Here is a 15846-nt window from a genome sequence, read left to right on the forward strand (position 1 = left end):
TGATTGTATCCTGCCACCGTGAAACAGATTCTGGCCCTTTTCCGCAAACGATTGGTCGGCAGCATTATGGTGCTGGTGATTGTCATTGTCGGCTGCTTTTTTATGTTGGAAAGCGCGCCGGGCGATGCCGTCGACGCTTATGCCGTAACATTCGGCGGTGATGCGGCAACGATTGCAGAAATGCGGGCGCGCTGGGGGCTGGATCAGTCGGTCTGGCATCGGCTCGGGGCCTATCTGGCAACCCTTGTGCAGGGTAATCTCGGCTGGTCCGTCAGTTTCAACCGGCCCATTCTTGACGTTATTCTGGAGCGCCTGCCCAACACGCTTCTCTTGATGGGGGCGGCGACTGCCTTGTCTTTTGCCGTGGGGTCGCTCCTTGGCATCGTGGCAGGGGCGAAGCCCGGAAGCTTTCGCGACCGGTTTCTTTCCGTGGCGTCGCTGGTTCTTTATGCGATCCCCGGTTTTTGGCTGGCGCTCGTGCTGGTCATCCTGTTTTCGATCAGGCTGCGCTGGTTGCCGTCGAGCGGCATTGAAACAATCGCTTCCGGCAAGCACGGGTTGGCGCGGGCAGGCGACATTGCGGTCCATCTGGTGTTGCCGGTTGTCTCGCTGGCGGTGATTTATCTGGCGCTTTACCTGCGGGTCATGCGCGCCGCCATGGCCGACATTTGGCGCATGGATTTCGTGCGTGCCTTGCGGGCGAGGGGCATTTCGCATTCGCGCATTGTCCTGCGTCACGTGGCGCGGAATGCATTGCTGCCGCTCGTTACCGTGCTGGGCTTGCAGGCCGCATCCATGCTCGGCGGCAGCGTGGTGATCGAAAGCGTTTTCGCCGTGCCGGGGCTGGGGCGGCTTGCACAGGAGGCCGTCGCAAGCCGCGATACGCCGCTTCTGCTCGGCGTCATTCTGGTCAGCGCCGTCATGGTAATCGTGGTCAATTTCCTGATCGACCTGATCTATCTCTGGCTTGATCCGCGTATCGCGACCGGGGGCGACGGGGTATGAACGGGATGAAACGTTATTTCAGAACGGGTGAAGGTATAACAGGCACAGTTCTGCTGGCGCTGCTCGTGCTGGCGGCACTTGTCGCACCGTTGCTCTTTCCCGCCGATCCTTTAAGCATCGTCTCAACGCCGCTGCTGCAACCCTTTGACAATACAGATTTTATTTTCGGAACTGACCGGCTGGGACGCAATGTTCTGGCCGAGCTTTTCTATGGTGCGCGCACATCGCTTGGCGTTGGGCTGGCTGCTGCCTTGGCCTCAATTATCCTTGGCAGCATCATCGGGACGCTGGCCGGTTTTGCGGGCGGTATCGTCGATGAAGTCCTGATGCGAATTACCGAAGCCTTCCAGACCGTACCGGGCTTTCTGCTGGCGCTGGCGCTGGTTAGCATTGCCGGGCCGACACTGCCGGTGCTGATTGCCGCGATTGCGCTTTCAAGCTGGACGCAGGCTGCGCGTCTCACACGCGGGCAGGTGCTCACAATCCGCGAAAGCGATTACGTGGCGTCGGCTCGCGTCATCGGCATGCATCCGATGGAAATCGCTTTCCGCCAGATACTGCCCAACGCCCTGCCGCCGGTTCTGGCGCTGGTGCCGGTGATCGTCGCTTCCGCCATATTGATTGAAGCGGCTCTGTCCTTTCTGGGGCTGGGCGATCCGAACCGCGTCACCTGGGGCGGTATGATCGCCGAGGGGCGTACGGTCCTGCGTTCCGCACCCTGGCTTTCGATCCTGCCGGGACTGGCGCTGGCATTGACTGTTGTGGGCGTATATCTGGCGGGCGAGGGACTGACGAACGCCTTGTCCCGGCGCGAGGTGCAGTCATGACGGTGATTGTCCGGCTGGAACAGCTTTGCGTGCGCTATGGCCGTGAAACAGCGCTTCAGAATATCGCTCTTGATGTTCGTCGCGGTGAAACTCTGGCAATCATCGGCGAAAGCGGTTCGGGCAAAAGCACGCTGGCGCTGGCGCTGGCCTCGCTCCTGCCGGGCAATGCTCGCATTTCGGGCAATATGGAATGGGCAGACGGTAGGCTGCTGCCGGGACGCGACATTGGCTGCGTGTTTCAGGACCCGGCATCGAGCTTCGACCCGCTGATGACGGTGGGCGCACAACTTGTCGAGACCATTCGCGCCCATGCGAAAATCGACAAAACAGCAGCGAAAGCCAAAGCAGTCAGCCTTTTACAGCGGGTTCACATTCCGCAACCGGAAGCAAGTTTTTCGCGCTATCCGCACCAGTTTTCGGGCGGGCAGAAACAGCGCATCGCGATTGCGCTCGCCATTGCCGCCGGTCCGCGCCTGCTGATTGCGGATGAGCCGACAAGCGCACTCGACACCATTGTGCAGAAGGAGATTGTCTCTCTTCTGCAGGAACTGGTGCGCGCAGACAGAATGACGCTGATCTTCATCACCCATGACATCGCACTGGCATCGGGACTGGCTGATCGCATCGCGGTTTTCCGGCGGGGTGAACTAGTGGAGTTTGGACCCGCTCGAACGATCATTTCAGACCCACAAACAGATTACACGAAAGCGCTGATCACCGCCGTGCCGGTGCTGGAGGCGGCCCATGGCTGATCCGCTTTTGAAGGCCGACAATCTCATTTTGCGCTATGGCGACGCCCTTGCGCTCGACGGTGTCAGCCTCACGATCCAGCCGGGCGAGACGTTGGCGCTGGTCGGTCCGTCTGGCAGCGGCAAGTCCACGCTGGCGCGGGCACTTTTGCGGCTTCACTCGCTTGCAAGCGGTACAATCCGTTTTGAGGGCGAGGACTGGCTGGCGCTCAAAGGAGCCGTTCTCCGCAAGCAGCGTGCGCGCATGCAGATGGTGTTTCAGGACCCGCTCTCGGCCTTCAATCCACGTGCGAGCGTCTATGATCTCTTACGCGAACCGCTACGCATTCATGGGCTGAAACGCGATGTTGCCAGCCTTCTGCAAACGGTCGGGCTTGATCCAGCACTGGCCCGGCGCGGCGTCCATGAGATTTCCGGTGGGCAGCGCCAGCGCGTCGCGATTGCGCGGGCGCTTGCAACTGCTCCGTCGCTGATCGTGCTGGACGAGGCTGTTTCGGCGCTCGACGTCACCGTGCGCGGCGCCATTCTCAACCTTTTGCGGGATATACAGAAAGCCGAACAGACGGCCTATCTTTTCATCACGCATGATCTCGCAGTGGCAGCGCAAATGGCGGATCGTATCGCGGTGATGGAGCGTGGGCGGATTGTCGAATGCCGCCCGACGCGGGAGCTGATAACGGCACCGCAAGCGCCTGTTACCAAAGCGCTCATCGAGGCTGTGCCGAGATTGATAGTTTAGGCTTTGCCAAGCTCGACGGAACGCTTGCGAGCCGCTTCCACCGCTTCAGCCACCAGCGTCTTGAGGCGGTCGCCGCCCATCAGAACTTCGAGCGCGGCAGCGGTGGTGCCGTTCGGGCTTGTCACTTGTTCGCGCAGCTTTGACGGCGTGTCCGTGCTGGCATCGGCCAGCGCGCCTGCGCCCATCACCGTCTGCATGGCCAGCAAAGCTGCCGTTTCCTGCGGCAGACCGGCGGTCACACCGGCATCGGTCAGCGCCTCGATGAAGTGGAACACATAGGCAGGCCCAGAACCCGAAACGGCGGTTACAACGTCCATCAGCGCTTCATCGTCCACACTTGCGACCTTGCCGGATGTCTTAAGCAGACGGGCAACGAAGGCTGCGTTTTCGTCGGTCACATTGGCGTTCTTGTAGGTGACGAGCATCCCCTTGCCGATGGCGGCAGGCGTGTTCGGCATGCAGCGTAGCACGGCTGCATCGTGACCAAGCTTGCTTTCAAAAAGGGCGACCGGAATACCGGCTGCAACGCTGACGAAAGTGGCAGCGGGTGCGAAGCGCTTATAGGCTGGCAGAACCTGTGCCATGACCTGCGGCTTGACCGCCACGAGAACCATGCGCGGCTTCAGATCGCCGGGCAGGGCTTCAGCATCGGCAAAGGCATGGACGCCAGCACCAGTGGCGCGATCGCGAAGTGCTTCGGTGGGCTCCACGACATAAACGTCTTTTGCCTTGAGAATACCGCTATCGAGCCAGCCTTTCAGCATGGCGAAGCCCATATTGCCGCAACCGACCAGAATTACCGTGTCATGCATATTGATTGTTCCACCTTTGGATTTCATTTGGACATGGCCCGCGATGGTATAGCCCCGCCTTATTACACTCCGCAAGTATATGTGGCGTATCCACGAATTTCTGAGGTTAAATCATTGATCGCCCAAAATATATCGACCAATATGAACCAAAGTTGAGTGAAGCTTCGGAGGGGAAGAATGGATCCGGCTTTGACAACGGGTGTGCCGCCAGCCGAAGCCTTTGGCCATGTCCGCATCATCATAGGCATGATCCTCGGCCTGTGTGTTTCACGCCTTTTGACTGGATTGGCACGCTTTATCCAGCATCCCGGCAAGCAGAAAATTTACCCGGTCCATCTGGCTTGGGTGGGTTTCATCCTGCTTTCGGTGATCCATTTCTGGTGGTTCGAGTTCAACTTGCGAACCATTCCGCTCTGGACTTTCGAGAAGTATCTGTTCGTAATCTTTTATGCCGGATTGTATTTCCTGCTCTGCACGCTGCTCTTCCCCGACAGTATGGAAGAATATACCGGCTACCGCGATTACTTCATTTCCCGGCGCAAGTGGTTTTTCGGCATTCTGGCGCTGGTCTATGTGGCCGATTTCATCGATACGTTGTTGAAGGGAGCCGATCACTACCGGCTCTATGGCACTGAATATCCGATTCAGGTTGCAGGCTTTATCCTGTTCAGTCTGATTGCGGTGTTCTGGGATAACCGGCGCTATCATGCGATTTTCGCCGCCGCCGCGCTGATTTACCAGATCACCTTCACACTGCGCCACTTCGCGACGTTGAGTTAGGGCATGTCTTTATCCCGCAACGATAGGATAAAGACATGCGTAGAAACAAAGAGATAAAGTATTTCCGATGGTGCAATCAAAACAGGAAATGCTCTAACGCTTTTCAGCATTGCTCCGGGTTTCCGCGTCCACGATTTCGCGGAACTGGCGTAGCAGCGGGTGGCGCGCCGTCTGCTTGACGCCGTAGTCGAGATTGAATGCATAATCGAAATCCGGCGGATTGAGCCCGATATTATGCTGCATCATGGTTTCGAGCTTGTCGAAGCCCTTGGCAAAAATAGCTTCCGTCGATTTGCCTTCGCTGTAATCCGCCCAAAGCTCCATGATTTCTGCGCGCAGATCGTCCGGCAGCGGGGCACACAGCGTCATGAGGTCCGCTTTTTCGCGCTCGGCTCGCCCGTCATCGGCAGATTGGTGGATTGCGGGCACATCGCCGGAAATCGCCTCGCCCAGATCGTGGACGATGCACATCTTGATGAGTTTCAGCCGGTCGCAATCGCCCAGCTCACGGTCAAACAGCGTAACCAGAAGGCATAGCCGCCGCTATGTTCGGCGGTGCTTTCCGGTCGGCCCTGTGAGGTATGACCGGATCGCAAAGTGCTTTTCAGCCGCTCTGCATTCTGGATAAACTGGATTATGCTACTCAGCCGCTCTGGATCGATCGGGTATTCCGTTTCGGTGCTCACAACGGCCTCCTGATTTATCTGTATGAATCAATACATATAATTGCAATTTTAACGATTTATTTGCCATGATGAATACTAATCTGGATTAATAGCCACGGGTGAAAAACGGGACGGAGCGATGGTGGAAAGGGACGGAGAAAGGAGACGTGCTGCTGCGCGCCCACTTCTGGCCTATGCGCCGGAATTCCTTGTGCCTGTGCCATCCGCTCGCGCGACCGAAGACAATGACGAAGAGCGCGAACATCAAAGGCGCCGCGAGGAGTTGCTCCGCCGCAAACAGGATTTGTTAGACGCTGAAGCGAGCGAGCGAGTTGATCCGAAGGCGGATATGCAGGGCCGGATGAATGCCGTGCGGGAGGCGCTGCAAGCCAATCTCGACGGTGCACCGATCAAGACGCAACCCGCGCCAGCTGCCCCCACATCAACCATCGTCCCGAAACTTGAAAAGCCGCTACAATTGCCACGCCGCAGGCGTCGCTGGGGGCTTCTGGCGGGTTTCACAATGCTGGGCGGAATTATCGGAACCGCATATGCTGTTCTGGAGCCGCCCCAATATAGCGCGACAGCATCCTTGCAGGTTTTCCCGCCGGAGCGGCGGAGTGAAATTGCCTCGAATGCTGTGCTTGAGCGCGCCGCACAGATGGCGCGCATTGAACGTGCAGCCGATCTGGGCGCCCCTTCATTTCTGGAGGAATTGCACTTTCGCTTGACCCTATTGTTGCCCGAAGACCAGCAATCTCCGGCCCTGGACGGACACAAAAAGATGTCGGGTGCGCAATTGCTGCGCCAGCGTCTTGATTTTACACAGGCACTCGACAGCGGCACGGTCAATGTCGAGGCTATGGCTGACAGGCCAGAAATGGCAGCACTTTTGGCCAATGCCGTTGTGCAGGCATTTCGCGATCATCTGCAGGGTGGCGCGGAACTGAATGGGTCTGATGGTGATCTTCCGGCGCGCCTGCAAAGTCTGGAGGCGGATGCCGAAGCGGCGCAGCAGGCGGCAACTGCTTTTCGCGTCAGTCGGGATTTTGGCGACGACGACAACAAGGCCGCACTTCAACGTGAATTCGCCGACAGCAAGGCCGAGACAGCGCGCATCGCAGCGGAGGCCAACAGCCTGAACGGCGCGACTGCGGAGAGCCTCGCCGGTAAGGGCGTGCCTGAAACCATGCGATCTGGAGCGTTGGGTGTTCTGGTGGAACGTTATCGCGCTGCAGGGCAGGGGGCTGACGCGAACCAGATCGAAGCGGAAATCGACAAGGAGATTTCCAGCCAGCGTAGTGTGTTACAGGCCGATCTTAAGAATGCAGTCGAACGCGAGCAAAAGGCAGCAGCTGCCATTGCCGGTTTCGGCTCGACGCCTGCCACGGACGAAGACAAAGCACGCCTGCAGATGCTGGAGCGCGATGCGGCGGCAAAGCAGGCGCTGTTTGAAGATTTGCAGATGCGTGCGGCACGGGGCGAACCTGCCTCGGCGGGGTCTGCTGCGACCGTGCGGATCGTTACGCCAGCGATGGCGGAACCGAGCCCGCGCACTCTCTCTCCACAAGGGATTATCGCCCTTGGATTGCTGGGCGGGTTTTTGCCTGGCCTTCTTGCGATGATGCTGGCCGGTCGCAAGCCCCGATCGTCGGTCAGAAGCGAAGTCGAGCCGGACGAGGTTCTGGAACCCTATGGCGAAACCCGGCTTGCTGCTGTTATCCGCGAAGCCAATGCGCGCTGGGAAGCCGAGAATGAAGGCACCAACAGCACCACGGAAAATGCCGCCCTCGGTCGTGCCATCGATGATGTGCGCTCATCCCGTGTTGCAAAGTCCTGACCGGTTCTCGCAGGACTTTCCGTTCTGAAACTTCATAAAATCCTGCATTGTCGCGCATTCGCCAATTGTCATCGGGCATCATGACGCTTATGGGCATGTGTACGAAAAAGATGTCGTGTATCTCCCAGACACTTAAGCCCGATATCACAAAAGAACGGAGCGCTCGCTATGGCTCAATTGATTGATGGCAAGAAGCTCGCCGAGGATGTGGTTTCCACGGTGAAGACCGAAACCGAAAAGCTCGTGGCCGCAACCGGCATCGTGCCCGGCATTGCGGTGGTGATTGTCGGTGAAGACCCGGCAAGTCAGGTCTATGTCGCTTCCAAGAGCAAGAAGGCCAAGGAATGCGGTTTCCACTCGGTGCAGCACGATCTGCCGGAAACGGCGTCGGAGCAGGAGCTTCTCGACCTGATCGAAAGCTTGAACAACGATCCCGCCATTCACGGCATTCTGGTGCAGTTGCCGCTGCCGAAGCACATCGATTCAGGCCGGGTGATCCAGACCATTTCGCCCGACAAGGATGTCGATGGCTTTCACTTTATCAATGTCGGCAAGCTTGGCACCGGCGAAGTTGAAACGGCTTTCGTTCCCTGCACGCCCGCGGGCGCGATGATCATGATTGAGCGCATCCATGGCCGTGATCTTTCGGGTCTCAATGCCGTGGTAATCGGTCGCTCCAACATTGTTGGCAAGCCGATGTTCAATCTTCTGCTCGCTGCCAATGCAACCGTTACGGTTGCGCACAGCCGCACGAAAGACCTGCCCGCGATTGCCCGCACTGCGGATATTCTGGTGGCGGCGGTCGGACGCCCGCAAATGGTCAAGGGCGATTGGGTCAAGCCGGGAGCAACGGTGATCGACGTCGGTATCAATCGCATTCCGGCACCGGAACGGGGCGAAGGCAGGACACGACTGGTCGGCGATGTCGATTTCGCGGAAGCCGAAAAAGTTGCCGGAGCGATCACGCCAGTTCCAGGTGGCGTCGGTCCGATGACCATCGCCATGCTGATGGCCAACACGCTGACTGCGGCCTGCCGCACTGCTGGCGTGAAAAAGCCAGTTTTTTGACACAATTGAACCGCGCTTTTCGCGCAGTTTTATTCCGGCTTTGATGGTTTGAGAGGCAAAACAGCTGAAATCGCTGTTTTGCCTTAATTTCATTCGGACTGTTTTCAGAACACCGAAGCGCCTTCGTCGGCCCGTCCGGCGATTTGGCGGAAAGCGCGGAACAATTCGCGCCCCATGCCATGTTCGTTGCCTGAAAGATCGGGACGGTCTTCGCCACGATCATTCAGCAAGGCCACATTGACCAGAACTTCCAGAGTGCCATTCACGGCATCCAGACGAATGACATCGCCGTCGCGGATTTTTCCGATGGCGCCGCCATCGAGAGCTTCCGGCGTGACGTGGATAGCGGAGGGCACCTTGCCTGATGCACCGGACAGGCGACCGTCGGTAACAAGAGCAACACGCTGGCCGCGATCCTGCAGAATGCCCAGAACCGTCATCAGCTTGTGCAGCTCGGGCATACCATTGGCTTTCGGCCCCTGATAGCGAACCACCGCGATGAAATCACCGGTCAGCTCGCCAGCCTTGAACGCGGCCTGCATTTCTGCCTGATCGTTGAAGACCTTGGCGGGCGCTTCGATGACCTGACGCTCCGGCTTCACGGCGGAAACCTTGATGATCGCATTGCCGATATTGCCGGTCAGAACCTTGAGGCCGCCGGTCGGCTGGAATGGCGCATGGATCTTGGCCAGAACCTTGTCGTCGCCGCTTTTCTCCGGCACCGGCTCACGCACGACTGTACCGTCAGCACCCAGCTTCGGTTCGATCGCGTAAGGACGCAGACCTTCGCCGAACACGGTGCGCACATCCTCATGCAGGATGCCGCCATCGAGCAGTTCGCGGATCAGGAAGCCCATGCCGCCAGCGGCATGGAAATGGTTCACATCGGCAAGGCCATTCGGATAGACGCGTGCCAGAAGCGGAACCACATCCGAAATCTCGGAAATATCGTGCCATGTCAGCTTGATACCGGCCGCAGCTGCCATGGCGATCAGGTGGATGGTATGGTTGGTCGAACCGCCGGTCGCATTCAGACCGATGACGCCATTGACGAAGGAACGCTCGTCCAGCATCTCGCCGACCGGCGTATATTCATTGCCGCAGGCAGTGATCGCCAGCGCGCGCTTGGCGGCCTCGCGGGTCAAGGCGTCGCGGAGCGGCGTGCCCGGATTGATGAAGGATGCGCCCGGCAGATGCAGGCCCATGATTTCCATCAGCATCTGGTTGGAATTGGCCGTGCCGTAGAAGGTACAGGTGCCGGGACCGTGATAGGACTTCGATTCCGATTCCAGAAGCTCGGCACGCCCGACCTTGCCTTCGGCATAGAGCTGGCGGGTCTTGGCCTTTTCATCGTTCGGCAGGCCGCTGGTCATCGGACCGGCAGGCACGAACACGGCGGGCAGATGGCCGAAGGTCAGCGCACCAATGATGAGACCGGGCACGATCTTGTCGCAGACACCGAGATAGACGGCCGCATCGAACATATCGTGCGACAGGCCGACGGCGGTTGCCATCGCAATCACTTCGCGGGAGAACAGTGAGAGTTCCATGCCCGCAAAACCCTGCGTAACCCCATCACACATGGCAGGCACGCCGCCAGCAACCTGCGCCACGCCACCCGCTTCACGTGCAGCCTGCTTGATGAGCTGCGGGAAGGTTTCGAATGGCTGATGCGCCGACAGCATGTCGTTATAGGCCGTGATGATGCCGAGGTTCGGAATCTCGTCGCCGATCAGCGCCGCCTTGTCGTGCGGGCCGCAGGCGGCGAAACCATGCGCGAGATTGGCACAGCCCAGCACGGCGCGTTTTGGCTTGTTGGATGAAGCCTCTCGCACACGGCCAAGATAGGCTTCGCGTGTCGGCTTGGACCGTTCGCGAATGCGCGCGGTGATTTCCTGAATGCGTTTATGTGCCGTCTCGGTGGGCATGGGTATCACCTGTGCCAATCTGGCTTGAATCGAATTTAACTTGTCCAGTAGAGCTGGATTGGTGTGCGCGCATGATGGAAGACAGCCCGCACGGGCATTTCATTCTCGTCATCGCCGGAAAGCGCCTTTTCCAGCGTTGCCTGCTTGGCAGCGCCTTCGATATGCAGAACCAGCATGTCGGCTTCGGCAATGATGGGAAGGGTCAGGGTCAGACGTTTTTCGCCAGCACCTTCGGCATGGATCGGCAGCACAAGCGCCCTTGTTTCCGGGTTGATCGCCTGATCAAGCCGGTCGGCACCGGGAAAGAAGGAGGCGGTATGACCATCATTGCCCATGCCAAGCACCACCACGTCGAAAGGACGACGCAACGCATCAATGCGGCTGGCGGCAGCAAGCGCCGCCGTTTCGGCCGTCGCCGCCGGATTGTAAAGGCCGACGAATTTGGCCACGCCCGCATGATCGCGCAAAAGATGCTCGCGCACCAGCTTTTCGTTGGAACGGTCGCTATCGACGGGGACGAAACGCTCATCCACAAGGGTGATCGTGACGAGGTTCCAGTCGATCATCTTGCGGGAGAGCACTTCGAACAGCTTGAGCGGCGTGGTGCCGCCAGAGACGGCCAAGGTGGCCTGTCCCCGTTCAGCGATGGCGGCATTCAGCTTGTTCGCAATGGCTTCCGACAATGCCTGCGCCAGTTCCGTTCCGCTGGTAAAATCGTGCCGTTCAATGCTCATTCCATACCTTTCCAAAGCAGAAACCAGAGCGGTTTCAATCAGATAAAATCGTGAAGCCGCTCTATCTCTTTGTTTTTCGCATTATCCTACGCAAAACCGCTGCCCACTTTTGCTGGAAATGCTTAGAGCGCGTTTCGATCTGATTGGATCAGATCGGCGCTCTATCTCTTTGTTTTGACGCGCATCTTTTCCGAAAACCGTTTCACACTTTTCGGGATGCGCTCTAGAGGCTTTCGTGCCATGTGCGTCCGTCACGCTCAATGAGCGCGATGGACGATGACGGTCCCCAAGTTCCTGCTGTGTAGCCCTGCACAGGCTGGCTGTTCAATTCCCACCCCTGAAGGATAGGGTCGACCCAGCGCCATGCCGCCTCAACTTCGTCGCGCCGCATGAAAAGGGTCTGGTTGCCGCGAACGACATCCATGATGAGACGTTCATAGGCATCCGGATTGCGCTCGCTGAAAGATTCGGCAAAGCTCATATCCAGCGGCACGTGACGCAGGCGCATACCGCCCGGACCCGGATCCTTGATCATCATCCACTGCTTCACGCCTTCATCCGGTTGCAGGCGGATGACAAGCTGGTTGGCGATGACCTTGCCAGCACTTTCGCCGAAGATGGAGTGCGGGATCGGCTTGAACGTGACGACGATTTCCGAAACGCGCGTGGCAAGCCGCTTGCCGGTGCGAAGATAGAACGGCACGCCAGCCCAGCGCCAGTTGGCGATTTCAGCTTTCAGCGCCACAAAGGTTTCGGTGTTGCTGGTGTTGTTTTCGAGGTCTTCCAGATAGCCCTTGACCGGACCGCCTGCGGATGCGCCCGCACGATATTGGCCGCGAACGGTCAAGTCTTCGACATTTGCATTGGTAATCGGCTGAAGGGACCGCAGAACCTTGACCTTTTCGTCATGGACGGCATCGGCCTCCAGCGAGGATGGCGGTTCCATGGCCACAAGGCAGAGCAGCTGAAGAATGTGGTTCTGCACCATGTCGCGCAGCGCGCCTGCCGTGTCGTAATAACCGGCGCGGCCCTCAAGGCCGACAGATTCGGCAACCGTGATCTGCACATGGTCGATATGGGCAGAGTTCCACAACGGCTCATAAAGCGCATTGGCAAAGCGCAGCGCCATCAGGTTCTGCACGGTTTCCTTGCCGAGATAGTGGTCAATGCGGAAAATCTGATCTTCGCGGAAAACGCTGCCCAGCGTATCATTGAGCGCCATGGCGGATTCCAGGTCGCGACCGATCGGCTTTTCCACGATGATGCGTGTATCGCGGGTAATCAGGCCATGCGCCTTGAGGCGCGTGGCGATATCACCGAAGAGCGTGGGGCTGACGGCGAGATAGAAAGCGCGAATCTTTTCCGGCTTCTTGCCGATCAGCGTCTTGAGCGCATCCCAGCCCTCTTCGGACTTGGCATCGACCGCCACATAGCTGAGACGGGCGAGAAACTTGTCGACTTCCTTCTCGTCGACTTCCGAAGCCTTCACATGCTCGTGGATGGCATCGCGTGCGAACTGCCGATATTCCTCATCGGTCATGGCACTGCGCGATGCGCCGATGATGCGCGTTGGGTCGGTGAGCTGGCCTGCACGCTGACGCTGATACAGTGCCGGAATGAGCTTGCGTTCGGCAAGATCGCCGGAACCGCCGAACACGATGCAGTCGAAAGGCTCTACCGGAATTGTCTGGCTGGTCATCTATCGCTCTCTTCTCTTCTTGCGCAAATCAGTCTGCCTGTGGGCAGCATGCGATTTTCAAGCTGCCCTTGTCTATTATCTAATCGATTTAAATTCAACAGTCGCAATGCTGCAATCGCACGAAATTGAAGGCGCCCTGCCATAATTGACGGATTAACGGGTTGTGCATACATGACATGTTCATTTTGGTTCAGGCTCTTTACGCCATATTGAAACAAATAATCTGGATTCAAGTGATTGCACTTTACTGGAAATGCTCAAAAGGAGAATGACATGAAGAGGCTGCAGGATAAGGTCGCAATCATCACCGGTGCCGGCTCGGGCTTCGGTTCAGGCATGGCGCGCCGATTTGCAGCCGAAGGTGCAAAGGTCGTTCTCGCCGATGTGAACGTGAAGCGTGTCGAGGATGAGCTTGCCGATATCGGCAAGAACGCTCTTTCCGTGCAGGCCGATGTCTCGCGCAAGGACGACATGGAGCGCGTGGCGCGCACAGCCTTCGAAACGTTCGGCCGCATCGACATCATGATCAACAATGCCGGTTTTACGCATCGCAACATGCCGCTGACCGAAGTGACGGAGGACAGTTTCGACCTGATCGCGTCCGTGAATATGAAGGCGCTTTATTATTCGACGCAGATCGTTGTACCGATCATGGAGCATCAGGGCGGAGGCGTCATCATCAACACGGCTTCGGCTACCGCACTGCGCCCGCGCAAGGGCCTCGTCTGGTACAGCGCGTCCAAGGGCTGGATCATCAGCGCGACCAAGGCGATGGCGCTGGAACTTGCGGACAAGAATATCCGCGTGAACTGCATCTGCCCGGTCGAAAGCGACGGTGAGGCACTGAAACTGTTTCTGGAGGAAGACACCCCGGAAGCTCGTGCAGCACTTAAGGCCACTATTCCCCTCAATCGGTTTTCGACGCCGGAGGATGTGGCCGAAGCTGCACTCTGGCTGGCCTCGGACGCCGCTTCCATGGTGACGGGGACGGCACTGAATATCGACGGTGGTTACTCAATCTAGCCATCGGCTTCGGCAAGGAAGTCATCAAAAATGGCTTCCAGACGCCTGTGCCGTTCAGCGGCCATGAGCTTTCCGGTTTCCGTCTTGAAACCGGAGGCGAGGCCGAACAGTTTGGTGCGGAAATGGTCGAGCGCGAAAAGCTTGTCGTCCAGCGGGCGGTTTTCGGCGTGTGGATCGCGCCAGTCGTAAAGCGCACTGCCCATGCGGCCCGCAATGTAGAAACACCGGGCAGCTCCAATCACGCCAATGGCATCAAGCCGGTCCGCATCCTGCAGGATTTTCGCTTCCATCGTGACAGGCTCGATATTGGCTGAAAAGCTGTGCGCCTCGATGGCATGGGCGGCGAGGTCGATGCGAGCGTCATTCCAGCCGAGGTTCCGCAGCAAGGTTATTGCCTTTTCTGCCGCCAGACGCGAGGCGCGATTTCTGTCGGGCGAATTCTTCTCCACGCTCACGCAGTCATGCAGCAGGGCTGCGGCGCAAAGCACTCCGGCATCGCCGCCTTCCTGACGCTGGATCGCAGCGGCATTTTTCCAGACACGGGCAAGGTGGGACAGGTCATGTGACCCGTCCTCGCCGTGTTCGAGCGCATGAGGCAGCAGCCTTTCGGCAAGCGTTGCGAAAGGCGCGAAGATATGTGCTGTCATTCTGATTCTGCCGTGGGTTTTGCGGATTCGGGAGATGGCCGAAATTATCGGTTCTTGCGCAGGACGGTCCAGTTATAAAATGCGCCGAGAGCCATAATCAGGCATGTGCCGAGGAATACGGACCGCATGCCGAAGTGACCGCCGACGAAACCGCCAGCGACGGGGCCAGCAACCTGCCCGACATATTGGGCCGAGACGGAATAGCCCAGAATGCCGCCCGCTACACGGTCGGGCACATTGTGCCGGATGACGCTGGTGATGCAGGGCAGCAATCCGCCCAGCGCCAGCCCCATCAGAAAACGCAGGCCGATCAGCTGCCAGGCTTCCGTAACGAAAGCCTGCGGGATCAAAAGCAGCGCGGAAACTGACAGTGCCCCGATGATGACGCGGGTGTGGCCAATGCGGTCGGCAAGGCGCCCCAGTCGCGAGGATGACATGATGCTGCCGAGGGCTGCAGCAGCCATCACCACGCCGGAAATCAGTGTCACTTTCGTCTGATCGTCCATCAGTTGGATCACATAGACGGTGATGATCGGCTCAATCGACATATTGGCAAAAAGCAGCAGCATACCCGTCACCAGCATGGCGATAACCGGTTTCCTGTCAGGAATGGCAGCCCAGATGGATTCCGCCTTCTGCTCTTTGGTCGGCTTCGGTGGCTTGCGCTCTTCGCGGATCAGAAAGGTGGTGGCCAGAAAGGTGAGAAAGATCACGCCACCAGCTAGCCAGAAGGTTGCGCGAATGCCGATCAGCGGCGGCAAAGCGCCGCCGAGCAGCGGGCCGGCCAGATTGCCCGCCATGATGCCAGCCGAAAGCGCGCCCAGCGCCCAACCGGTCTTTTCTTTTGGCGTCTGGGTAGCGACGAGGATCATCGAGCCGGACGAATAGCCGCCTGCGATGCCCACGAACAGGCGCAGCGCCACCAGCTGCCAGACACTCGTCACCATGCCGATCAGCGACATGGCGATGGCCATGCCGAGGCTGGCGCGGATCAGCATCAGCTTACGTCCATAGCGGTCGCCGAGCCTGCCCCACAGCGGCGCGACGAAGGCTGCTGCCAGAAAGGTGGCGCCGTAAGCGATACCTGACCACTGCACGATTGCCGCGTGATCGGTGACGCCCAATTGTTCCACATAGAGCGGCAGGAAGGGGAGGAGGAGCGACATGGCAATGAGCGTCGTGAACGAACCGATGAGGCAGATCAGCAGATTCTGCTTCCAGTAGCGCTCGTGATTATCTTCGACGGCCATATTTTCCTGGCGGGCTGCAGCGACGGTTTCGTCGCTTGCAGCGGCTTGGGCGGTGCTCATGTCATGTCTCGCGATTGCAA

General features: G+C 58.5%; 14 protein-coding genes and 1 pseudogene. 8 read left to right on the top strand and 7 right to left on the bottom strand.

Going from position 1 to position 15846, the window contains the following annotated elements; all coding sequences use genetic code 11:
* Nucleotides 1–3 precede the first annotated feature (3 nt).
* Genes OHI65_RS06665 through OHI65_RS06680 form a run of 4 tightly spaced genes read left to right on the top strand, consistent with a single transcriptional unit; the run spans nucleotide 4 to nucleotide 3320 of the window.
* A complete protein-coding gene (locus OHI65_RS06665; protein ID WP_125300966.1) occupies nucleotides 4–1005 on the top strand; it encodes an ABC transporter permease in 1002 nt (333 codons plus the stop codon).
* The gene (locus OHI65_RS06670) at nucleotides 1002–1832 is read left to right on the top strand and encodes an ABC transporter permease (protein ID WP_125300965.1); all 831 of its coding nucleotides are present in this window, start codon (nucleotides 1002–1004) and stop codon (nucleotides 1830–1832) included. Before OHI65_RS06665 ends, OHI65_RS06670 begins: the two co-directional genes overlap by 4 nt.
* Nucleotides 1829–2584: an ABC transporter ATP-binding protein gene (locus OHI65_RS06675; protein ID WP_264358549.1), complete on the top strand. Its 756-nt coding sequence runs from the start codon at nucleotides 1829–1831 to the stop codon at nucleotides 2582–2584. Before OHI65_RS06670 ends, OHI65_RS06675 begins: the two co-directional genes overlap by 4 nt.
* Nucleotides 2577–3320 carry an ABC transporter ATP-binding protein gene (locus OHI65_RS06680; protein ID WP_125300963.1) on the top strand — a complete coding sequence of 248 codons (744 nt, stop codon included), beginning with the start codon at nucleotides 2577–2579 and terminating at the stop codon, nucleotides 3318–3320. The genes OHI65_RS06675 and OHI65_RS06680 overlap by 8 nt, the downstream gene beginning before the upstream one ends.
* On the opposite strand, the gene proC is transcribed toward OHI65_RS06680, so the two are convergent.
* Nucleotides 3317–4132 carry a pyrroline-5-carboxylate reductase gene (gene proC, locus OHI65_RS06685; protein ID WP_094515603.1) on the bottom strand — a complete coding sequence of 272 codons (816 nt, stop codon included), beginning with the start codon at nucleotides 4130–4132 and terminating at the stop codon, nucleotides 3317–3319. The genes OHI65_RS06680 and proC overlap by 4 nt on opposite strands.
* Before the next feature lie 177 nt (nucleotides 4133–4309).
* Here proC and OHI65_RS06690 point away from each other — a divergent pair, with 177 nt between their 5' ends.
* Nucleotides 4310–4912: a hypothetical protein gene (locus tag OHI65_RS06690; RefSeq protein ID WP_094515604.1), complete on the top strand. Its 603-nt coding sequence runs from the start codon at nucleotides 4310–4312 to the stop codon at nucleotides 4910–4912.
* A gap of 93 nt (nucleotides 4913–5005) precedes the next feature.
* Here the strand turns inward: OHI65_RS06690 and OHI65_RS06695 are convergent.
* A pseudogene (locus OHI65_RS06695) lies at nucleotides 5006–5598 on the bottom strand (HD domain-containing protein).
* 118 nt (nucleotides 5599–5716) lie between these two features.
* Between OHI65_RS06695 and OHI65_RS06700 the strand changes: the two are divergent.
* The gene (locus tag OHI65_RS06700) at nucleotides 5717–7417 is read left to right on the top strand and encodes a lipopolysaccharide biosynthesis protein (RefSeq protein WP_125300961.1); all 1701 of its coding nucleotides are present in this window, start codon (nucleotides 5717–5719) and stop codon (nucleotides 7415–7417) included.
* A gap of 168 nt (nucleotides 7418–7585) precedes the next feature.
* The gene (gene folD / locus OHI65_RS06705; protein WP_125300960.1) at nucleotides 7586–8485 is read left to right on the top strand and encodes a bifunctional methylenetetrahydrofolate dehydrogenase/methenyltetrahydrofolate cyclohydrolase FolD; all 900 of its coding nucleotides are present in this window, start codon (nucleotides 7586–7588) and stop codon (nucleotides 8483–8485) included.
* A gap of 104 nt (nucleotides 8486–8589) precedes the next feature.
* Here the strand turns inward: folD and edd are convergent, their stop codons facing one another.
* From edd to zwf, 3 genes are all read right to left on the bottom strand, one after another.
* Nucleotides 8590–10413, bottom strand: a complete 1824-nt coding sequence (edd, locus tag OHI65_RS06710) for a phosphogluconate dehydratase (RefSeq protein ID WP_036587560.1) — start codon at nucleotides 10411–10413, stop codon at nucleotides 8590–8592.
* A gap of 35 nt (nucleotides 10414–10448) precedes the next feature.
* Entirely contained in the window at nucleotides 10449–11147 is a 699-nt protein-coding gene (gene pgl, locus OHI65_RS06715) for a 6-phosphogluconolactonase (RefSeq protein ID WP_012093298.1), read from the bottom strand.
* A 223-nt stretch (nucleotides 11148–11370) separates the two neighbouring features.
* Nucleotides 11371–12846 carry a glucose-6-phosphate dehydrogenase gene (gene zwf / locus OHI65_RS06720; RefSeq protein WP_012093297.1) on the bottom strand — a complete coding sequence of 492 codons (1476 nt, stop codon included), beginning with the start codon at nucleotides 12844–12846 and terminating at the stop codon, nucleotides 11371–11373.
* Between the two features lie 273 nt (nucleotides 12847–13119).
* Between zwf and OHI65_RS06725 the strand changes: the two genes are divergently transcribed.
* Complete coding sequence (locus tag OHI65_RS06725; protein ID WP_125300959.1) at nucleotides 13120–13869, top strand: SDR family oxidoreductase; 750 nt, start codon at nucleotides 13120–13122, stop codon at nucleotides 13867–13869.
* On the opposite strand, the gene OHI65_RS06730 is transcribed toward OHI65_RS06725, so the two are convergent.
* Both OHI65_RS06730 and OHI65_RS06735 read right to left on the bottom strand, forming a co-directional pair.
* Entirely contained in the window at nucleotides 13866–14516 is a 651-nt protein-coding gene (locus OHI65_RS06730; RefSeq protein ID WP_094515607.1) for an HD domain-containing protein, read from the bottom strand. The two genes, OHI65_RS06725 and OHI65_RS06730, sit on opposite strands and share 4 nt — an antisense overlap.
* A gap of 44 nt (nucleotides 14517–14560) precedes the next feature.
* Nucleotides 14561–15826 carry a multidrug efflux MFS transporter gene (locus OHI65_RS06735; protein WP_040128633.1) on the bottom strand — a complete coding sequence of 422 codons (1266 nt, stop codon included), beginning with the start codon at nucleotides 15824–15826 and terminating at the stop codon, nucleotides 14561–14563.
* Between the last annotated feature and the right edge of the window lie 20 nt (nucleotides 15827–15846).

Source organism: Brucella sp. MAB-22, assembly GCF_025908475.1.
Classification (GTDB): Bacteria; Pseudomonadota; Alphaproteobacteria; order Rhizobiales; family Rhizobiaceae; genus Brucella; species Brucella anthropi.